This is a genomic window from Mesorhizobium sp. M1A.F.Ca.IN.022.06.1.1, from assembly GCF_003952605.1.
Classification (GTDB): domain Bacteria; phylum Pseudomonadota; class Alphaproteobacteria; order Rhizobiales; family Rhizobiaceae; genus Mesorhizobium.
The window spans coordinates 879,696-900,511 of record NZ_CP034455.1; the positions used below are offsets into that span (position 1 = coordinate 879,696).

General features: G+C 63.6%; 11 protein-coding genes and 3 pseudogenes. 9 read left to right on the plus strand and 5 right to left on the minus strand.

Annotation, left to right across the window (positions count from 1 at the left end):
• Positions 1–47: 47 nt before the first annotated feature.
• From EJ078_RS04490 to EJ078_RS04500, 3 genes are all read right to left on the minus strand, one after another.
• Positions 48–2,354, minus strand: coding sequence for a peptidase domain-containing ABC transporter (locus EJ078_RS04490; protein WP_245459102.1), 2,307 nt, complete (start codon positions 2,352–2,354; stop codon positions 48–50).
• A 238-nt stretch (positions 2,355–2,592) separates the two neighbouring features.
• Positions 2,593–7,866: a DUF4347 domain-containing protein gene (locus EJ078_RS04495; protein ID WP_208721084.1), complete on the minus strand. Its 5,274-nt coding sequence runs from the start codon at positions 7,864–7,866 to the stop codon at positions 2,593–2,595.
• Positions 7,867–7,958: 92 nt separating this feature from the next.
• Entirely contained in the window at positions 7,959–8,276 is a 318-nt protein-coding gene (locus tag EJ078_RS04500) for a hypothetical protein (RefSeq protein ID WP_127239614.1), read from the minus strand.
• A 1,058-nt stretch (positions 8,277–9,334) separates the two neighbouring features.
• Here EJ078_RS04500 and EJ078_RS30120 point away from each other — a divergent pair.
• The 3 genes from EJ078_RS30120 (at position 9,335) to EJ078_RS04510 (ending at position 14,295) form a co-directional block, all read left to right on the plus strand.
• On the plus strand, positions 9,335–10,861 hold the full coding sequence (locus EJ078_RS30120; RefSeq protein WP_245459104.1) for a tetratricopeptide repeat protein: 1,527 nt from the start codon (positions 9,335–9,337) through the stop codon (positions 10,859–10,861).
• A 1,013-nt stretch (positions 10,862–11,874) separates the two neighbouring features.
• Positions 11,875–13,101: a glycosyltransferase gene (locus tag EJ078_RS30125; RefSeq protein ID WP_245459228.1), complete on the plus strand. Its 1,227-nt coding sequence runs from the start codon at positions 11,875–11,877 to the stop codon at positions 13,099–13,101.
• A 90-nt stretch (positions 13,102–13,191) separates the two neighbouring features.
• A complete protein-coding gene (locus EJ078_RS04510) occupies positions 13,192–14,295 on the plus strand; it encodes a glycosyltransferase (protein WP_067330623.1) in 1,104 nt (367 codons plus the stop codon).
• A gap of 59 nt (positions 14,296–14,354) precedes the next feature.
• On the opposite strand, the gene EJ078_RS04515 is transcribed toward EJ078_RS04510, so the two are convergent.
• Entirely contained in the window at positions 14,355–15,083 is a 729-nt protein-coding gene (locus EJ078_RS04515) for a glycosyltransferase family 25 protein (protein WP_127213917.1), read from the minus strand.
• A 243-nt stretch (positions 15,084–15,326) separates the two neighbouring features.
• Here EJ078_RS04515 and EJ078_RS04520 point away from each other — a divergent pair, with 243 nt between their 5' ends.
• The 3 genes and pseudogenes from EJ078_RS04520 to EJ078_RS04535 all read left to right on the plus strand — a co-directional run.
• Positions 15,327–16,187: a hypothetical protein gene (locus tag EJ078_RS04520; protein WP_127213916.1), complete on the plus strand. Its 861-nt coding sequence runs from the start codon at positions 15,327–15,329 to the stop codon at positions 16,185–16,187.
• Positions 16,188–17,065: 878 nt separating this feature from the next.
• A pseudogene (locus EJ078_RS04530) lies at positions 17,066–17,323 on the plus strand (transketolase C-terminal domain-containing protein); the annotation flags it as partial.
• A gap of 24 nt (positions 17,324–17,347) precedes the next feature.
• Positions 17,348–17,548, plus strand: a pseudogene (locus EJ078_RS04535) (dehydrogenase); the annotation flags it as partial.
• Positions 17,549–17,682: 134 nt separating this feature from the next.
• Here the strand turns inward: EJ078_RS04535 and EJ078_RS04540 are convergent.
• A pseudogene (locus tag EJ078_RS04540) lies at positions 17,683–18,441 on the minus strand (lyase family protein); the annotation flags it as partial.
• A 36-nt stretch (positions 18,442–18,477) separates the two neighbouring features.
• Between EJ078_RS04540 and EJ078_RS04545 the strand changes: the two are divergent.
• The 3 genes from EJ078_RS04545 (at position 18,478) to EJ078_RS04555 (ending at position 20,813) form a co-directional block, all read left to right on the plus strand.
• A complete protein-coding gene (locus tag EJ078_RS04545) occupies positions 18,478–18,858 on the plus strand; it encodes a transposase (RefSeq protein WP_196815424.1) in 381 nt (126 codons plus the stop codon).
• The gene (gene tnpB, locus EJ078_RS04550; RefSeq protein ID WP_024505580.1) at positions 18,855–19,211 is read left to right on the plus strand and encodes an IS66 family insertion sequence element accessory protein TnpB; all 357 of its coding nucleotides are present in this window, start codon (positions 18,855–18,857) and stop codon (positions 19,209–19,211) included. The genes EJ078_RS04545 and tnpB overlap by 4 nt, the downstream gene beginning before the upstream one ends.
• A gap of 69 nt (positions 19,212–19,280) precedes the next feature.
• The gene (locus EJ078_RS04555) at positions 19,281–20,813 is read left to right on the plus strand and encodes an IS66 family transposase (protein ID WP_024505579.1); all 1,533 of its coding nucleotides are present in this window, start codon (positions 19,281–19,283) and stop codon (positions 20,811–20,813) included.
• The last annotated feature ends 3 nt before the right edge of the window (positions 20,814–20,816 follow it).

A 20,816-nucleotide genomic window follows, 5' to 3' on the forward strand; every position in this document is an offset into this window, starting at 1 on the left:
GGCGAGAACCACCATTTCAATCTCGACCCCGTTGCGGCACCACATCGTCAAACCAATCGCGGCGGTACGGCCGCCGGCCGGCCGCCACGATTGTCCAAATGTCGGTTCTGCTGCGACCACAGCTGGCGATAGAGCGCGCATCGTTCGAGCAGGACGGTGTGCGAAGCGACGTCGAGAACCTTGCCCTGCTCCATGACCAGGATCTGGTCGCAGTCGGTGAGCGAGGACAGCCGATGTGAGACGATGATCATGGTGCGGCCGCTGGCGATGCGCATGAGATTGGCGCTGACGACCGCTTCGCTTTCCGGGTCGAGAGCACTGGTGGCCTCGTCGAGAATGAGGATGGTCGGATCGTGGATGAGGGCGCGCGCGATCGCCAGCCGTTGCTTTTGACCGCCCGAAAGGTTGGGCGAACCTTCCTCGATGTAGGTGTCGTATCCGTTCGGCATGCGTTCGATGAATTCTTCCGCGCCGGCCAGATGCGCGGCACGCATGGCATCGGACAGCGTCAAGCCTGCGCGCCCGGCGATGATGTTGTCGCGGATCGACCCGCGGAACAGGAAATTGTCCTGGAGGACCACGCCGAGCCCCTGGCGAAGATGACGCAGGTTGATTTCCTTGAGGTCGACGCCGTCCAGCTTCAGGAACCCGCTGTAATCCCGGTTGATCCCCTGCAGCAGCCGCGCGATGGTCGATTTTCCCGACCCGCTCCGCCCGACAATGCCGAACATGGTCCCAGCCGGAATGTGGAAGCTGACCCGGTCGAGGGCGGGCGTCTTGGTACCGATGTAGCTGAACGTCAGATCGCTGAACGTAACTTCGCCGAGGAGCCTTGGCCGCAGACCTAGGGAGTTCGAACTCGTCTCCAACGGCCGGTTAAGGACGGATGCCGCCTCGCCGATTGCCGCCCCCACCTCCTCGTAGTCTTCGATCAGCCGCACCAACCCGACCAGCGGCTGGGCGACGCGTTGGGAGATCATCATGAAGGCGAACAGACCGCCGACCATATAGCCGGAACTGTCGCTCATCGCGAGATAGGCGCCGATCAGCATGGTGCCGAGCACCATTACGCGTTCAATGGGCGTAACCAGGGTCTGCGGCCAGCTGGCGAACTGCCCGAAGGAGAGGCGCGCGCTTCCCGCCTCCGCCACCTGCTCGTCCCAAAGCGCCTTGCGTTGCGGCTCGAGACCAAGCGCCTTCACGGTCTTAATGCCGACAACGGTTTCGCCCAGCGCCGCCGACTTCCAGGTCTCGGCCTCGATCACCCGCTGGTACCTTCGGCGCAGCGGCTTCAGGAAGGCAAGGATGATCAGCATGATCACCGCTGCGCAGGCAACGACGATCCAGGCAAGCGTCACGTTGATATAGAACATCACCGGCAGCAGCACGCACAGGGTGATCAGGTCCAGGAACGTGCTGAGCAGTTTGCCTGTCAGAAACTCGCGGATTCGATAGACCTGCGCGAGGTGGTACATTGTCTCGCCGGCGGGGTGGCGCTCGAAATAGTCGAGCGGCAGACGCAAGAGGCGGCTGAAAACGTGCAGCTGCAGCTTGGTGTCGAGGCGGGCTCCGACGACGTTGATGATCAGTCGCCGCGCGTGGCCCAGGAGCGTCTCGTATGCGAAGACGACAGCGACTATGGCCGACAAGAGTAACAGCGTCGAGACACTGTTGAACTGCAATACCTTGTTGACCACCGTCATGACGATGAGCGGCGGCAAAATCGTCAGAACGCTGAGTGTGAAGGAGGCGATGGCCACGTCGCGAAGCGGCCGGCTTTCGTGCCGCACCAGTTCGGCGATCCAGCGAAGGGTGAAAGGCGCATCCGCGGCAACATAGGATCGCGCGTTTCGCAGCAGCACCGCCTCGCCCGTCCACACCTGCGACAGGCGCAACTCGTCGACAGCGGTGGATGGACCATCGTCGGGCGCTTCCGGACTTTTGAGGAAGACCACGTTGCGCTCGGCACTCGCCCCGGTGAGGAGACCGGCGCCGCCATCGCTGAACAAGAGAACGACTGGTCCGGTATCTTGAAAGCGCAACAGGTGTGACCAGCGAACACGCACTGCCCGGGACCACATGCCGCCGTTCTGCGCCCATTCCGACAGGTCGGTAGCGCTTGGAAACGGGCCTGCGCTCGCTGCCCTGAATTCGTTCGGATCGAGCTCGATACCGTGATAGCGGGCGACCCGGAGCATCGCCTTGAGGCGCGGCCCGACCTGGTCGAACTCGGCGGGGCCACCGGGGCTCCGCCCCGTTTCGCTGGTGCCGCCGGGCATGCCGGTCGGGTCGGCCGCGGTCCCGGCACGCAGCTCCACAGGCTGGATTTCAGCACTCCCAGGAACGTTCACCATGGACTCCCCTTCGGGTAGGCAGGCGGTGGTTCGACATTGCCCGGGGCGGACCATTTCCGCCGGAATCTCTGGGGGCGCTGATGATACTCCACGGCGGTCGGTCGCGCGAGCCCCTTAACCACTCGGAAAGGCCGAACGCGCGGGCCCTGCCCTTCGGCAAAAGCCCGCGCGCCCGCTTCTCAGCTTTGGACCGGCTTCTATCGTCGTCTGTCCGGTCGCCATTCCTCTTCACTCATGCTCAGTCATGCGGCTTCAGAATGTCCTTCAGCGCCTTCTTCACCGTGTCGTCGCTGTTGGCGAAGCCGGCACCCTGCTTGTTCTGATCCGAGGTCAGGTCGGTGCTTGCACCCAACGGCTTGTTCTGGTTCTGACCAAATCCCCTGATCGTGGTGAGAACATTCAGGAGGTCGGTCGTCACCGAACCGGCGGCCTGGCTGACAAGCTGACGGAACGACGCATGGCTGACGGCATCACTGTCGGTCGAGCCGGATTGCAGGAACTGCGTCGTGTCCTTGAGACCGAGCGAGTTGGCCGTGACGGCGGCGGTGCGATGGCCAGGCGAGCCATCGGCATCGGTGCCATCGTTGGAATGTCCCTTCCCAGGATTGCTGCTGTCGCTGCGGTCAGGATCATTGCCGTGGCCGTTGTTGCCTTTGTCGCGATCACCGGTCTCACCGCCGGGGCCGGTCGCTCCGGTCGGACCCGTTGCGCCGCCCGGCCCAGTAGCACCCGTCGAGCCGGTTGCGCCGGCTGCACCTGTCGAGCCGGTCGCTCCGGTCGAGCCTGTGGCACCCGTTGCGCCGGTAGCACCCGTTGCTCCGGTTGCACCTGTCGCTCCGGTCGAGCCGGTGGCGCCGGTCGCACCCGTTGCTCCAGTCGCCCCAGTCGAGCCAGTTGCTCCGGTAGCTCCAGTCGAGCCGGTAGCTCCGGTCGCACCGGTCGAGCCCGTGGCACCCGTAGCGCCGGTCGCTCCAGTCGCACCGGTGGCTCCGGTCGCACCTGTCGAGCCGGTTGCACCCGTAGCGCCGGTCGCTCCGGTCGAGCCGGTTGCACCCGTTGCTCCAGTTGAGCCGGTAGCGCCAGTGGCACCCGTGGCGCCGGTCGCACCTGTAGCTCCGGTAGCGCCGGTCGCCCCAGTCGAGCCGGTGGCACCCGTGGCGCCGGTCGCACCTGTCGCACCCGTTGCTCCAGTCGCACCCGTTGCTCCGGTCGAGCCCGTGGCACCCGTAGCGCCGGTCGCACCCGTCGCACCCGTTGCTCCAGTCGCGCCGGTAGCACCCGTTGCTCCGGTCGAGCCGGTGGCTCCGGTCGCACCCGTCGAGCCCGTGGCACCTGTGGCTCCGGTCGCACCGGTAGCGCCGGTCGCTCCGGTCGCGCCAGTTGCTCCAGTTGAGCCGGTAGCGCCAGTGGCACCCGTGGCGCCGGTCGCACCTGTAGCTCCGGTAGCGCCGGTCGCCCCAGTCGAGCCGGTGGCACCCGTGGCGCCGGTCGAGCCGGTCGCACCCGTGGCGCCGGTCGCACCCGTCGAGCCCGTGGCACCTGTGGCTCCGGTCGCACCGGTAGCGCCGGTCGCTCCGGTCGCGCCAGTTGCTCCAGTTGAGCCGGTAGCGCCAGTGGCACCCGTGGCGCCGGTCGCACCTGTAGCTCCGGTAGCGCCGGTCGCCCCAGTCGAGCCGGTGGCACCCGTAGCGCCGGTCGCACCTGTCGCACCCGTTGCTCCAGTCGCGCCAGTTGCTCCAGTCGCACCCGTGGCTCCGGTCGAGCCCGTTGCTCCAGTCGCGCCGGTCGCACCGGTTGCGCCGGTCGAGCCCGTGGCACCCGTAGCGCCGGTCGCTCCAGTCGAGCCCGTTGCTCCAGTCGCACCGGTGGCTCCGGTCGAACCTGTCGAGCCAGTTGCTCCTGTCGCACCCGTAGCGCCGGTCGAGCCGGTATCGCCCGTAGCACCAGTGGCGCCGGTTGCTCCAGTCGCCCCAGTGGCCCCGGTCGAACCCGTTGCTCCGGTATCACCCGTTGCTCCAGTCGAGCCGGTCGCACCCGTTGCACCCGTAGCGCCGGTCGCACCTGTTGCACCCGTCGAGCCCGTTGCTCCGGTATCGCCGGTAGCGCCGGTCGCGCCTGTGGCGCCGGTTGCTCCGGTCGCACCCGTCGAGCCCGTTGCTCCGGTATCGCCGGTGGCGCCGGTCGCACCTGTTGCTCCGGTCGCACCTGTCGAGCCCGTTGCTCCGGTATCACCCGTAGCGCCGGTTGCGCCTGTCGCACCCGTTGCTCCAGTCGAGCCGGTCGCACCCGTTGCACCCGTAGCGCCGGTCGCACCTGTGGCGCCGGTTGCTCCAGTCGCCCCGGTAGCTCCAGTAGCTCCAGTCGCGCCGGTTGCGCCTGTCGAGCCGGTATCGCCCGTAGCACCAGTGGCGCCGGTTGCTCCAGTCGCCCCAGTGGCCCCGGTCGAACCCGTTGCTCCGGTATCACCCGTTGCTCCAGTCGAGCCGGTCGCACCCGTTGCACCCGTAGCGCCGGTCGCACCTGTTGCACCCGTCGAGCCCGTTGCTCCGGTATCGCCGGTAGCGCCTGTGGCGCCGGTTGCTCCGGTCGCACCCGTCGAGCCCGTTGCTCCGGTATCGCCGGTGGCGCCGGTCGCACCTGTTGCTCCGGTCGCACCTGTCGAGCCCGTTGCTCCGGTATCACCCGTAGCGCCGGTTGCGCCTGTCGCACCCGTTGCTCCAGTCGAGCCGGTCGCACCCGTTGCACCCGTAGCGCCGGTCGCACCTGTGGCGCCGGTTGCTCCAGTCGCCCCGGTAGCTCCAGTAGCTCCAGTCGCGCCGGTTGCGCCTGTCGAGCCGGTCGCACCCGTTGCACCCGTAGCGCCGGTCGCACCTGTTGCACCCGTCGAGCCCGTTGCTCCGGTATCACCGGTGGCGCCGGTCGCACCTGTGGCGCCGGTTGCTCCGGTCGCACCCGTTGCTCCGGTATCGCCCGTGGCGCCGGTGGCACCTGTTGCTCCGGTTGCTCCCGTTGCTCCGGTATCGCCGGTAGCGCCAGTCGCACCTGTTGCTCCGGTCGCACCGGTCGAGCCGGTTGCTCCGGTATCACCGGTGGCGCCGGTCGCACCTGTGGCGCCGGTTGCTCCGGTTGCTCCCGTTGCTCCGGTATCGCCGGTAGCGCCAGTCGCACCTGTTGCCCCGGTATCGCCGGTGGCGCCGGTCGCACCTGTGGCGCCGGTTGCTCCGGTCGCACCGGTCGAGCCGGTTGCTCCGGTATCACCGGTGGCGCCGGTGGCACCTGTGGCGCCGGTTGCTCCGGTCGCACCCGTTGCTCCGGTATCGCCCGTGGCGCCGGTCGCGCCTGTGGCGCCGGTTGCTCCGGTCGCACCGGTCGAGCCGGTTGCGCCCGTTGCTCCGGTATCGCCCGTGGCGCCAGTCGCACCCGTGGCCCCGGTCGCACCTGTGGCGCCGGTTGCTCCGGTTGCGCCCGTTGCTCCGGTATCGCCCGTGGCGCCGGTCGCACCTGTGGCGCCGGTTGCTCCGGTCGAGCCGGTTGCGCCCGTTGCTCCGGTATCGCCGGTGGCGCCAGTCGCACCCGTGGCTCCGGTCGCACCTGTGGCGCCGGTTGCTCCGGTCGAGCCGGTTGCGCCCGTTGCTCCGGTATCGCCGGTGGCGCCAGTCGCACCCGTGGCTCCGGTCGCACCTGTGGCACCGGTTGCTCCGGTCGCGCCGGTCGAGCCGGTTGCTCCGGTATCACCGGTGGCGCCCGTCGCGCCTGTTGCTCCGGTCGCACCTGTCGAGCCCGTTGCTCCGGTATCACCCGTGGCGCCGGTCGCACCTGTGGCGCCGGTTGCTCCGGTCGCACCTGTCGAGCCGGTCGCGCCTGTTGCTCCGGTATCGCCGGTAGCGCCAGTCGCGCCTGTTGCTCCGGTCGCGCCAGTCGAGCCCGTTGCTCCGGTATCACCCGTGGCGCCGGTCGCACCTGTGGCGCCGGTTGCTCCGGTCGCACCCGTCGCGCCGGTTGCTCCGGTCGCACCGGTCGAGCCGGTTGCTCCGGTATCACCGGTGGCGCCAGTCGCGCCTGTTGCTCCGGTCGCACCTGTCGAGCCCGTTGCTCCGGTATCACCCGTGGCGCCGGTCGCACCTGTGGCGCCGGTTGCTCCGGTCGCACCTGTCGAGCCGGTCGCGCCTGTTGCTCCGGTATCGCCGGTAGCGCCTGTCGCTCCAGTTGCACCTGTCGAGCCGGTGGCGCCCGTTGCTCCGGTATCACCCGTGGAGCCGGTCGCGCCTGTGGCGCCGGTTGCTCCCGTCGCGCCGGTCGAGCCGGTGGCGCCTGTTGCTCCGGTATCGCCGGTGGCGCCGGTCGCACCCGTAGCGCCGGTCCCACCTGTAGCGCCGGCCGCTCCAGTCGAGCCCGTTGCTCCGGTATCACCCGTAGCGCCAGTCGCACCTGTAGCGCCGGTTGCGCCGGTTGCTCCAGTCGCACCAGTAGCGCCGGTCGCACCCGAAGCTCCGGTATCGCCGGTGGCGCCCGTTGCACCGGTCGCACCCGTGGCGCCCGTCGCACCCGCGCCGGTTGCGCCCGTGGCGCCTGTTGCTCCGGTGGCGCCGGTCGCGCCCGTTGCACCCGCGCCCGTGGCGCCGGTCGCACCCGTGGGGCCGGTCGCGCCAGCCGGGCCGGTCGGGCCTACTTGACTCGTGACGGCGAGACTGCCCCCATTGAATGTATCGCCATTGTCACCATTGTTACCAGCGTCGGTCGCAAAATTGTAAGTATTACCGGCGGCAGGCGTTAGCGTACCGTATAGCTCGAATCCGCTGGTGTAAATTTGATAAGTATGGGTTGTATCAGGTACTGTAATAGTTATTGCAAAATTGAACGCCACTCCATTGTTCGACTGAGGAAGAACGAAACTTCCAACAATGGTATCTGGATTGGCAGTAGTATCAATAAGATAAAACGTATTTATGCTTTTACTGTTGCCATCGGCTACAGTGCCGGTAAGCGTCAGATTACCCGCCACCAGGAGCCCGATGTAACTTGCTACGCCAACTGGGGTCAGCGGCGGCAGGGGCGCCGACGCGCCCGCACGTGCGGGTAGTTCCCACGCACCGCCCAGGACTGCCGCACCGACAAGCGAACTGGACGCGCAGACATCCACGCCGACGGCCGCTTCCAAAGCGTCGACGAACGCATCGCCCGCCTTTCCCAGCGCCGTCTCGCAGCTCCATAGCCGCAGTTCACCGTCCGCAGCGAGCGCCCTGCCGATTGCGGCGAATTCCTCAGCCGCCCCCTTCAACGTCCCGACCGACCATTCTCCTGAAGCGAAAACAACCCGACCAGGTGCGCCGTGCGCGATGATGTGGACCGCGTGCAGTTCTTCGTGCCCTCTCAGCGCCGCAGCCATCTGCGCCGCCGGCGCTTGACGGCCATCGACCAGGATGGCCTCGACCCCCGGCCGGACGTTGCTCAGAACAGTCTCGAGATCGGAGATCGAAGGATCCACAAAGAGAATTTCAGAGGCACGGGCCATGACTGGCTCCTGTTCGCTTCCAATTCATTTCAAAAGGGAAACCGCCCACCGGCTTAGTCGGCGAGCGGCGCGGAAATGGCGCTTGGCCGCGGTCATCTTCCGGACGGCCCGATGGCGCCGCTTGGGCGGCCAACGAGGGGAGTCTCCACACGGAGGAAGCCGGAGGCTTGGAAATTCCCGCCATCGTCAAATGTGCCGATCGCGAGAGAGCCGGCGGTGCTCGGAACCTTGACGGTTATAGCGACAGCGTGGCTTCGCTTGACGGCGGCGGGAAGAATGACCTGGCCGACGATCGCGTTCTTGGCGGCATCCAGAATGAAATAGGTTATATGCTCGGTGGCGTCGCCGATGGGCAAAACGCCCCTAACGGTCACATCCATTGCAGTAGACGAAGTTGCGTACGTCATCATGCACTCCCCGATTGGCGGCGGCAGGTGCCGCGGCTTCTCCTGCTTGACACTTGATTTTCAATCACCGCAGTGCTGCCCCCGACCCGACGGGCTTGGCCGCAAGGCCGCACGAAAGCTCGCGCGCGAAGACGTGATGGGCTGCAGCCTTTGCTCCAGACGACTCCCGGTCCGATCGGCGGGCAGGAAGTCGCAGACGGCGCCGTTTTCCGACGGCACTCGGTTTGAACAGCTCTGTTGAAATCTGGTTTGGATGCGGGGCACGGGAGCAATCCGCCGCACCTTGCAGCAACAAATTTCCCGCCGGCGCATAGATGGGTACGGCCAGCGGCGCTCAGTTGCGGATATGCTTGAAGTTTGTCGAAGCGGCGGGCTTCAAACTCCCTGGGAAACGCACGTGATATCACGTGATACACGATCCACTCCCGTCACAGCTGACGCCGATCTCTTGGCGAAAACTCGCGAAAGAGTTCCGGAGTGGAAAACCCGTTCGACCCGAACAAAAAAGACAAACGCTCACACGGCCGCGCGCTCACCAAACGCACGTGCTTAGTCGTCCGCGACTTTGGTCTTGCTACTCCCGAAACCCTCTGGCTTGACTCCCCTACGACTTCCGCAGAATGCCAGCTACCCACGACCTGTGGGCCCCCCCCACAGCAGCAAATTAGTAAATTTGAAAATTAGCGATCTGTAAACTGTGGAGGCGACTAAACTGACCTACCTCTAAAGTATTAGGTCGTGAATTATTACAGACCGAAACTCTAGAAAATATTTTTGAAATCCAGAACTTAACCCGCACCCAGGAATCTGCGTCAAACCCAGAAACGTGATCGAGCTTGAGCACTGTCATCCCCGTTGGGGCGTCGCGATGGGGTCGACGCCAACTACCGCTTCGTCGAACTTGACGTCGCTTGGCAAATGACGGTGAAGTGGGCGGAGATCGTTAGCCGCTCCGGTGGCGGGACAAGTAGACAACGGGAGCTTCGGGACGGCTCCGCGAATTCATCCGCGGCACGCAGAGAATGGCATTGCTTGAACGTCGCGCAACGTCAGAGCGAGAGATGGCAATTTCACGGATGACCACGGGCAAGCGACTTTGCCTGAACATGATCGTCAAGAACGAGATGGCGAACCTGCAGCGCTGTCTGGGGGCGGTTGTCGACCACATCGACTGCTGGGTCATCGGCGACACCGGGTCGACCGACGGGACCCAGGATTACATCAGGGCTTTCTTCGCCGATCGCGACCTGCCCGGCGAGTTGCATCAGTTCCCTTTCGAAAATTTCGAGCAGGCCCGCAACGCCGCGCTCGATCATGCGTATGCTTCGTCGCTCGTCTATGATTATCTGCTTTTTGACGACGCCGACATGGAGTTGGTCGTCGAGGACGCGAGCTTCCGAGCGCAGCTCGACTGTCCCGGCTATCGGCTGCTCCAGCGCTCCGGTTCCGACCTCGCCTATTGGAACACCCGCATCGTCAGGCGCGATGCCGGCGCCCGCTACCGTGGCGTGACGCATGAATATCTCGACGTTCCCGGCGACGTGAAGGAACTGCAGGGCGTTTGGTACAAGGACCACGCCACCGGATCGAACCGCGTCGACAAGTTCGAGCGCGACATCAAGCTCCTGCTGGAGGCGCTGGAGAAAGACCCGGAGAACCACCGATACTGGTTTTACCTGGCGCAGTCCTACCGCGACGCCGGACGCACGGCCGAGGCGGCGGTGGCCTACGCCAAACGCGCGGCGATGGGCGGCTGGGACGAGGAAGCATGGAACGCCCGGCTGCAGGAGGCGCGCTGCCTAAGAAAGCTCGGGGACGACGCAGGCTTCATTCGCCAGGCGCTTGCTGCCTTCAATCAGCGCCCGCAACGTACCGAACCCCTCTACGACCTCGCGCGGTTCCATCGCGAGAAGGGGATGAACGACGCCAGCGTGCTGTTTTCGGAAGCCGGTCTGGCGATCAGGAAACCGGAGCAAGACATCCTGTTTCTCGAGGATTTCATCTACACGACGGGCCTTCGCGAGGAATACGCAATCGCGGCAAACTACGCGAGCGATCCATTGCGCAAGGACCGCGGGTTCGCAGTGTGCAATTGGCTGGCGCTGAGCCGCAGCATCGCCGACGTTTCCCGCGATCTGGCGCGCTCCAACCTGTTCTTCTACATCCAGCCCGCCAAGACGATGATGCCATCGTTCACTGCGCAACCGGTCGGCTTCGTGCCGCCCGACGGCTATCGGCTCTCAAACCCCTCCGTGGCTCGCTGGGACAACCAGATCGTAGTGCTGCAGGGGCCATCACCTTGGCGGCGGCGGAAGAGAACCTCCGGGCTCGAGCGCCGGATCGAGCGGCGGTGCACACACGCAATTTCTTGCTGCGCATCGACAGCGAATTCGGGATCGCGTCGGCCGATGAGATTTCACAGCCGACCGACTTGCCGCGACCTGCTTACGGCTGCGGCCTCGAGGCCATGCGTCCGTTTGCCTGGGAGGGGCAATTGTGGAGCAGCGCCTATATGCGCGCGTCGGCCGCAGAAGGCGAACCAGTCATCGCGCGCATCGACCATGGCGGGCCTGCACCATACCGGATGACTGACTGGCGAGTGCTCCGGCCGATCGGTGCGAAGATGAACGGCAACAACTGGCTCCCCCTCGTCAAGCCGGCTGGCATCGGCACCGACCGGGAGCGGCTGCAGTTCCTTTCTGTGGGTGATTCCATCCGCATTGTCGGCGATCAAGGGCAGACGATATCGGAAAAGCCGTCTTCCGTCGCTGCCGACGAGCTCAAGGGAGGCACCCAGGCGATTGCCTTCGAAGGCGGATGGCTGACACTCGCGCACGAGACGCGGGCAAGGCCGGACGGGGCTCAGCCATACTGCCAGCACCGCTTCGTCTGGTTGGACGAAACAGGTTGCTTGGCAAAGATCAGCCGGCCGTTCTTCTTCAATGAAAAGGGGGGTGAATTTGCCGCCGGCCTAGCCTGGCACCCAAAAGACGAGCGCCTGCTGATTTCGTACGGCGTCGCCGAGAGCGAAGCGTGGATCGCCGCCGTCGATGCCTCGGAGGTAAGCTCGCTGCTGGAGAGGACCGACTATTTGTTCGCAAGCGAGGCATATTGGAGCTCACTTGCGACGACGTCGGCGGACGGTGCGACCATACAAATTGCGGCGGCTCAGCAGCGCAAAGAACCCGGCGACCTCCATCAACAAACCCGGCCTGACAGCGGACTCCCGAAGGAGGCGAGCAGGATTGTCCTCTCCGGCAATGCGAAAGGCACAGAGGAGGTCCTGCTCGAGCTGGCGCCGTTCCTTCGCTTCGCAGACTCGCCGCATGAGCGTCGCGATCAATCCTGGGCGTTCGATAGCCGGATAGCCCCCTTCCTGGACAGGGGAGATGCCGCGCTGCCTCAGATCCACTGCTTTTACGAGGTGCTTTCCGACACTGCGAAGCATCTGACCTTGATTGCCGCCACCACGTCGATGCGCGCCGCAGGCCATCCCGTGAGGGTCTGGAGCTACTCGCCGAACAAGCTTCAATTCCTCGTGCCGCTCGGCGTCGAGGTACGCGCCGCGGATGACGTGATGCCGCGCAGCTTGTTCGAGCGAATGGTCGCCGGCTCCGAGATCCGCTATTTCAGCGACGCCTTTCGCTACGCCGTGCTTTACGAACATGGCGGGTTGTGGATGGATTGCGACGTGGTCATGCTGCGACCGTTTCCGTTCCGCGGCGATTACTTTTTCAATCTGCAATGGCGCGGCGGGCACCAAGGCCACTTCGTCTGCGGCAACGTCATCTATGCCGAAGCCTTCAGCCCCCATTTGAGAGCGCTCTACGAGATGTCAATCGAGCGCTTCTTCGGTGCAAGCGGCAAGGGGTTCGGCGAGATCGGCCCGAAACTGCTCTCCGACTACATCGCTTCGGATCAAGGCGCCGAGCTGCGCGATTGGGTCTTCGGGCCAATGTTCTTTAACGCGATCGATTGGACCGAGATAGGCGAGTTCGAAAAGCCGCTCGCCGATGTGGCTGTCTACCTGAATGATGAGCGTGTCTTCGGAACACACCTGTGGACGGCACGAAATGAGGCTCGCTCGGGCGGGGAAGGAGCGCCGCTCATCTCCTTGCTGGTCGAGCCGCTGCGGAGCTTTCCCACACTCATCGATCTTGCTGATCGCTTCAACACCGACAAGAACCGCCATACCGGCAACCGGCATGCTTACGCACGCGTCTACGAGCGGCTGCTGTCGAGCCGGAGACTTTCCATGCGGAGGCTATTAGAGATCGGCCTCTGTCGCATCGCGGCGGAAGGCAACCAGTCCGAGACGCCCTCGGTCGCGCTCTGGCAGTCCTATTTTCCTTACGCCGAGGTGATCGGTGTCGACCTGACGGATTTTTCTCAGTTCAACAATGAGAGGTTCAAGTCTTTCGTTTGCGATCAATCCAAGCTGGAGGATCTGCGCTCCGTCGCGGCGAAGCTGGAACCGGGCTCGCTTGACGTGATTATCGACGACGGCAGCCACGCCTCGTTCGACGAGCAACTGACGCTGCGCGAATTCTTCCCGCTGCTCGCAGAGGGTGGATGGTATTTCATCGAAGACCTCGACTGGCAGCCAACAGGCGAAAATGCCGGTGAAATCACACTCACCAAGCATATCTTGCGAGAAATCCAACAGCACGGCACGGCCCGATCAATCGACCCGGTCGGTATCAGCGACCTTGCCGATCAGTTTGCCGAAATCCGGTTCTTCGACAGCCACTTCGAGCTTAGCCAGGCAAAATTGCTCGGAGGGCTAGTGGCGATCCGCAAGCGCGGAGGCGTCGGCCTTGTTCGATGAGCGTCACAGGGCGGTGCGGTCGGGTTCGGGCGAGTCCAGCCGTTCAGCGGGAGGTCGCTTAGCGACTGCGTCCAATCGCGGACCCCTTCCTTGAAGATAGCGGTCTACACCATCGCGTTGAACGAAGCCGCACATGTCGAGAGGTGGGCAAATTCGGCCGTCGGCGCCGACTATCGGATAGTCGCCGACACCGGCAGCACCGACGACACGGTATCCCGACTGATCAACGCCGGCGTCACCGTGCACCGGATCGCGGTCCGCCCATGGCGCTTCGATGACGCCCGAAATGCCGCCCTGGCACTCATCCCCGCCGACGTCGACGTGTGCTGCACGATGGACATGGACCGTTTCCTCGAGCCCGGCTGGCGCCCCAAGCTGGAGGCGGCCTGGAGACCCGAAACGACAGCCCTCTATTGCCAGACGATCTATAGAGCGAGTGTCGACGACCCCAGACCGTTGCGGCAATGGGCCACCAAGAATTTTCACCATCGCTGGGGATATCGCTTCAAGCGCCCCGTCCATGAGGCCCTCGTCTTCACCGGAGAAAGGGAGGTGGTCACGACCAGCAACGACCTGGTCATGTTCGAGGTGCAGGACCTGGCCAAGCCAACCAGGAGCAGCTACCTGCCTCTGATGGAGGTTGCCTACAAGGAAGATCCCGACGACGCACAGATGTGTTTCTGGCTCGGGCGGGACCTGATGTGGGCCAACCGGCCCGACGAGGCCGTTCAATTGCTTGAGCGCTACCTTGGCTTGCCGACAAGCACCTGGGGCGAGGAACGGTCAGAAGCGATGCGCTACATCGCACGCATGATGCCGGACCAGAGATTGGTGTGGTTGGACAAAGCGCGAATGGAAGCGCCGCATCGGCGCGAGATCTGGGCCGACCTTGCGGAGGAACTCCACGGCAGGGCCGACTGGTTGAATCTGTTCTGGGCGTGCAGCAACGGAATCGAAAACACCCGTCGCACCGGAAGCTATCTCGATGACCCGAACTGCTGGGGCTTTCGGCTGTTTGATCTGGGCGCCATCGCCTCATGGCACCTGAATGCGATGGACCGTGCTGTGGAATGGGGGCAGATGGCGCTCGAGCTTGACCCGGGCAATGAGCGTCTCAGGAACAACCTCGATTTCTTCATTCGGCGCCGGCACGAAGATCGAGCAGCGCCGCTCGGCGAAGAAGGTGTTCGGTGAAGGCTATCGGTTGCCTGACGGGACGGACTGGCCGACTGCGGTCAACGCCAGCCTGTCGCTCACGTATTGATCCGTACCGATTCCTCCGCCCGTTCGTCACTGATGACAAGCGGTGGCAAGCACACATAGGCTTTGAGCGAGGGCATCACGCCCGCCATGATGCAATCGATGCCTGCATTGTTCAGCCTTAGGCCGAAGCCTGCAAAATCCACGATCATCGGCCGTATCGGAAGGCACCACTCCAACAGCGCGCGCGCGCCACGTGGCGAGACGGAGTAACAAACCGTGCCGAGCAGATAGCGCGCTCGAAGCAGAGCAGGTTCGATTGCCGCCTCCTGGAAGTCAGCAATATGCGTCATGACTTCGCCCGGAAAGAACTCCAGCCTGGCACCGGTTCCGCCAGGAAGGGCATCTAGCCAAGCATAGCATCGCAGACTTGCACTCCACAGGATGAAATCCCAATCGGCCGGGATGTTCGCCAAGAGCGCGTTCGTATGTCGTTCGAACTCGCGAGAGAAGATCGCATCATCTTCGGCAACCGTTATCACCTTGTGCCGACCGACGGCCTCTCTCCAGAGCGTCACGTGCGAGATGGCGCAGCCCAGACTCCCAGGCGCATACTCCAAATCCGAACTGATAACCCCACGCTCTATCAGCTTGTCGCGGTCGATGGATTTTCCGTCAAATCCGGAGAACCTCCGGACTTCCGGCAGGTGCGAGTTCAACTTGCGAAATTTATCCAGCCGCCCGACACTTCGATCGAGATTGATTACATAAATCTCCGACATGACGCTTTTAGCCCCATTTTGGCGATGGTTCGTCCATTCACTCACTTTGCATCGAGCGAACCAGCTTGCGCCCCGGCCTCCACTTGAGAGAACTTCAAGTCTAGCCGGATCAGTGGTAGCTGGCGAGACGGCTTGGACCAGGCATTCGAACTTTTGGAGGATTTGCGTCCGCCAACTGGAGAGGCTATGAGGCGCCGAGATTTGGCGGTTGGCATCATCGTTGCGGCAGCATCGGCTACCGCAATGGCAAAGTTTTCGGCCATCCTGGACCCGGGCTATGCAGCTATGCCATCCCCCCGGAATAAGACACCCGCGACGCTTCTGTCCGCCCCGCTCGAACTCGCGGGCAATTGGGGCCGCATGCTCCCGCAAGCGGCAGAACAGGTCGTTGAAAAGGCGCGGCGCGCCTGCCTAGACGGCGTCCGACTGCTGTCTGATCGCCAGCCGGCAAGGCTCCGCGTCGACCGCCATGGCACCGGACAGCCGGCGATCTGGCTGCATCCCGACGGCAGCAGTATGGCCTGGATCATTGTCGACATCGGCGAACGGGACTGGTCGAAGCTTGCCTACCAGTTCGGCCATGAACTCGGCCATGTGCTTGCCAACAGCTGGCAGGCCGATGCGAAGCCGGCACCGCCTTGCCAATGGCTGGAGGAAGCCATGGTGGAGGCCTTCTCGCTGCGAGGCCTGGGACGCCTGGCGAAAGACTGGAAACAGGACCCGCCTTTCGCAGGTGACAACGCTTTCGGCGACGCCATTGCCGAATATCGTGGGAACATAATCAAACGCTATACCGCGCTCGCCGACAGCCAGGGACTTACCCGAGATGCTGCGACGTGGTTCGCCGACCACCGAAACGAGATCGAAGTTCCAGGTCTCAATCCGTTCGCGCAAGCAATGTGCCCGACCATTCTCGCAGAATACGAACAGGTTCCCGATTGCGTTGAGGCGCTGGGCGCGCTCAACCGCTGGCCTGGCCGCAGCGGGGTTCCAATCGCCGAATATCTCCGCCGATGGAAAAAGAGCTGTACCGAATTGCACGCCTCGCCGCACCTGCCGGTCCGACTCCAGCAATTGTTGCATGTTACCCGGGAGCGACGCTAACCAAAGCTCGGCAATGTGGCGGGAATCTTGTGATCGGACACATACGGGGGCCTGCGCGGACGCTACGGGTCTCCAAAAAAGCAGGGACGAGAACGCCCAAGCCGGCAGTTGGTCAGCGGCCGTCCGTATGTCGTGGCTGATGTGGAAGGGATTGTTGCTTGGCAGCGTCCGGATCGGTCTCCTTCGCCTTCGGCTCGGAGTGTCGCCGACCATATACAAGCCTGAACACAATCGCGAGATAGCCGACCTGCAACAGAAGCGCGGCTAGGAGGCTCCAGGCAATGCTCATCCAGACGGACCCCGTGGCCTCATAGGCCCAGGTTCCGACTACGGTCGACGTGATCAGCATTCCGACCAGAAACTGAGGAAAGTACATCTCCCCAATCCTGCTTCCAGGCACTCGAGGCGAAAATTTCACTATTTTAGCAATCGAGCAAGTATCGCCATCTGTACCAATTTCGACGCAGCACCGAGTTTCTCATTCGAGCAGCACGGTAACGGAAGACGCTGGAACGTCAGGTCGAAAGCTTGGAGGATGACGTGCTCCTAGGAGAATTCCGAGTTGGAAGGCGAGCGGATGTCCGGCGGGGTGGCGATATCAAACAAGGTCGCCAGCGCGTACACACCCGCCGGGGAGTGAGCGACTGACGAAGATGTGGGGACTTTTGCGTGGGCCTTTCTGCACCGATTCCTGCCGCAGTACGCCGTTCGTTTCGCTTTTCCATTTTCTCCCCCGAAACGAAGACGTAAGGCTTACCCGCGAACCCGCCATTAGAAGGACACAAAAAGGCGGACCAGGGAATACCGGGTCCGCCTTGTCTGCCGACGGGCTTCGGGGAAGAAGGCTGGGTTCGACAAACTATCCGAGGCAATCTCAGCTGGACAATGAGAGAATTCTTGCGGCCGCGCGCCAAGCTGGCCGGCTGGTGGTGGTGGCGGAAAACCACACCGTCATAGGCGGACTGGGTGAAAGTGTCGCCGCATTGCTTATGCGCGAGGGCGTGACACCCGCCTTTCGGCAGATCGCCCTTCCCGACGAGTTTTTGGACGCCGGTGCTCTGCCGACACTTCACGATCGGTACGGCATCTCGACAACTGAGGTCGTGCGCCGTATTCGCGAATGGACGGGTAAGTGAGGCACGATCTCGGCTCTGCTCTTGATGACGGTGATCGGCAGCCGTAACGCCACCAGGAGCGATTTCGATCAGGTCGCCGCATCGATCCGGGACGGCGAAATACCGATTACCAGGCTCGTGACCCACCGGACCACTCTGGCCAAGAGCCCTCACGACATTGCGCGCTGGTCACGCGAGAAGGCTGGGCTGATCAAGGCTGTCATCGCCGTCCACGACAGGTCCTGACCAGCTGACGTAAGGGCCAGCAGTCTCTTGCGAGCGGCGCCTTACCCATTTGGCGCTGTGCGAACGGCATCCGCTGCGCCAAGCCCGACGACCGGGATGTCCCGGTCATCACTTCCGAGACAGTCTTCCAATCTTCAAGCCGGGGAGGCGTCGGGGAGACCAGCGAACTCAGCGCTGTTGCCAAAAATATGCTCAACCTGGTCGGGAAGCAGAACCCCCGCTTCTTCAACGACTTGGCGTAAGGTCCTCTTCCCTGCCAAAGCGCGCTTGGACAATTCGGCTGCTTTGCCGTAGCCGATCAGTTTTGCTAAGGGCGTTGCCAGAACGAGGGATTGATCAAGCAGCGCTCTGCAACGATCAAAATCGACTTCGATCCCGTCCACGCAGCGCTCTTTGAAAATCCGCATTCCTCTCGTCAACAACCGCATGGATTGCAGGATGTTCAAGACGATCACCGGCTCCATTGCATTCAACTGAAGCTGGCCCGCGCTTGCGGCCAGTGTCACGGTAAGATCGTTGCCAATCACCTGGAAGCTGAGTTGGTTCACCATCTCAGGAATGACGGGATTGATTTTACCCGGCATGATCGAAGAGCCGGCCTGCACGGGTGGCAATCGAATCTCGCCCAGTCCGCCAAGCGGCCCACTGCTAAGCAGGCGCAAATCGTTGCAGATCTTGGTCAGCTTGACTGCGATGCGCTTCAGCATGCCCGAAAAGGAAACGAAGCCGCCGGTGTCCGACGTTGCCTCGATGAAATTACGGGCAGCAACAAGCTGAATGCCTGATATTCGGTAAGCGGTGTTTCCTGACCACCTTTCGGGAGTGGTCGCGATCTGTGAGGTTGCCGATCCTGTATTGGGATCGGAGATCGGCTTGTGTCTGGACTTGACCTTACGCTTGACCCGGAGCGGCAGCTTCGGCGTTTCGAGGTGATCAACGGTGCCGGCGGTCGGCGTCACTGGTCGGTGGATGACAAGGCGCGGATCATCGCAGAGACGCTGGAGCCGAATGCGATCATTTCCGAGGTCGCCCGCCGTTATGGTCTCAGGCCGCAGCAGGTCTTCGCCTGGCGCCGCGAAGCGCGCAAACAGGTCGCTTCGGTGCAGCAAGATTCTCCTGCCTTTGTGCCGGCGGTTGTGGCGGCGGCGGAACCTGTAGCCAGCCGTTCACCGAAGCAGCGGAAACGGCAAGCCACCCGAGATGCCGGCATGATCGAGCTTGAGATCGACGGCGTCGCGATGCGCGTCGGCCGGGGCGCCGATACCAAGACGGTGGCCGCAGTGATCCGCGCGCTGAAGGCGACGTCGTGATCGGGCCGACGGGTGCGGTCAAGGTCATGGTGGCGACGAAGCCCGTCGACTTCCGCAAGGGTGCGGAGGGATTGGCGGCGCTGGTGCGAGAGACAATGGGGGCCGATCCGTTCAGCGGGGCCGTCTACGTCTTCCGGGCGAAGCGGGCTGACCGGATCAAGCTGATCTTCTGGGATGGCACCGGGGTTTGCCTCTATGCCAAGCGTTTGGAGGATGGGGAGTTCCGCTGGCCGAAAGTGCATGACGGCATGATGCGGCTGACGGCCGCGCAGCTCTCGGCGCTACTCGAAGGTCTCGACTGGCGGCGAGTCCACGAGGCGCGCCGGACCCGCGTTCCAGCCCAGGCGGGCTGACCCGCGACGAAGTGAATCAGCCTGGATTCCGCTGTCGCGGGCTGTCGGCGAATATGGTCTGATCCGCTCATGGCGATGACGGCTGACCAGCTTCCCGACGATCCGGACGCGCTGAAGGCGATGGTCCTGGCGCGCGACGTCGAGAATGCCCGTCTGATTCAGATCATCAAGGAATTGCAGCGTCACCGCTTCGGCCGGCGTGCCGAGACGCTCCCCGAGGATCAATTGCTGCTGGGGCTCGAAGAGGCCGAGCAGATCGAGGCCGCCGACGAGGAAGAGAACGAACAAGCATCTCCCGCAGAGCGCCTGGAGCGCGCCAGGAAGCGCCGGACGAACCGCGGCGCGTTGCCATCCCATCTGCCGCGGGTGGAAATGATCGTCGACATCGAGGACCATGCCTGCCCATGCTGCCGCAATGGCTTGCATCGGATCGGCGAGGACGTGAGCGAGCGGCTCGACATCGTTCCGGCGCAGCTGCGTGTAATCGTCGTGCGGCGGCCCAAATATGCCTGCCGCGCCTGCGAGGACGTCGTGGTTCAGGCTCCCGCGCCGGCCCGGCTGATCGAGGGTGGTCTTCCGACCGAGGCAACGGTCGCCCAGGTGCTGGTCTCAAAATATGCCGATCACCTTCCGCTCTATCGTCAGGCGCAGATCTACGCCCGGCAGGGTATCAATCTCGATCGCTCTACGCTCGCCGACTGGGTCGGCCGCGCCGCCTGGCACCTGCGTCCGGTGCATGAGCGGCTGCTTGGCAAGCTGAAGTCCTCGCCAAAACTCTTCGCCGACGAGACGACCGCGCCGGTGCTCAATCCCGGCCGCGGCAAGACTAAGACAGGTCAACTCTGGGCCTATGCCCGCGATGACCGACCATGGGAGGGGAGCGACCCGCCGGGCGTCGCCTATGTCTATGCGCCGGACCGAAAGGCCGAGCGTCCGATCGCTCATCTCGCAGGCTTCACCGGAATCTTGCAGGTCGACGGCTATGGCGGCTATCGCGTGCTGGCCGACAAAAGCGGCGTCACGCTCGCCTTCTGCTGGGCGCATGTCCGTCGGCGCTTTTATGAACTGGCAGCAGCCGGTCCCGCGCCGATCGCCAGCGAGGCGCTGAGACGGATCGCCGAACTCTACAAGATCGAGGATGACATCCGTGGCCGATCGGCCAACGAGCGCCGCGCGATGCGTCAGGACAAAAGCCGCGCCATCGTCGCCGATCTCGAACCCTGGCTGCGTGAGAAGCTCGGCCTGATCAGTCAGAAGACCAAGCTCGCAGAGGCAATCCGCTACACGCTCTCACGCTGGGAAGGCCTCTCGCGCTTCCTTGACGACGGCCGCATCGAGATCGACAGCAACACCGTCGAACGCTCGATCCGTCCGATCGCGCTCAACCGCAAGAACGCGCTCTTCGCAGGCTCTGACGGCGGCGCCGAACACTGGGCAGTCATCGCCTCGCTGATCGAAACCTGCAAGCTCAATGGTGTCGAACCGCTCGGCTATCTCGCCGATGTCCTCACCAGGATCGTCAACGGCCACCCCAACAGCCAGATCGACGATCTCCTGCCTTGGGTCTACATCAACAAGCTCGAGCTCAAGGCCGTGGCCTGAGAA

Bases quoted from the DNA above. Each gene is read 5' to 3' on its own strand.
- EJ078_RS04500 (WP_127239614.1), bottom strand. From the start codon at position 8,276: ATGATGACGTACGCAACTTCGTCTACTGCAATGGATGTGACCGTTAGG.
- EJ078_RS04515 (WP_127213917.1), bottom strand. From the start codon at position 15,083: ATGTCGGAGATTTATGTAATCAATCTCGATCGAAGTGTCGGGCGGCTG.
- EJ078_RS04495 (WP_208721084.1), bottom strand. From the start codon at position 7,866: ATGGCCCGTGCCTCTGAAATTCTCTTTGTGGATCCTTCGATCTCCGAT.
- EJ078_RS30120 (WP_245459104.1), top strand. From the start codon at position 9,335: ATGGCAATTTCACGGATGACCACGGGCAAGCGACTTTGCCTGAACATG.
- EJ078_RS04490 (WP_245459102.1), bottom strand. From the start codon at position 2,354: ATGGTGAACGTTCCTGGGAGTGCTGAAATCCAGCCTGTGGAGCTGCGT.
- EJ078_RS04555 (WP_024505579.1), top strand. From the start codon at position 19,281: ATGGCGATGACGGCTGACCAGCTTCCCGACGATCCGGACGCGCTGAAG.
- EJ078_RS04520 (WP_127213916.1), top strand. From the start codon at position 15,327: ATGGCAAAGTTTTCGGCCATCCTGGACCCGGGCTATGCAGCTATGCCA.
- EJ078_RS30125 (WP_245459228.1), top strand. From the start codon at position 11,875: ATGGTCGCCGGCTCCGAGATCCGCTATTTCAGCGACGCCTTTCGCTAC.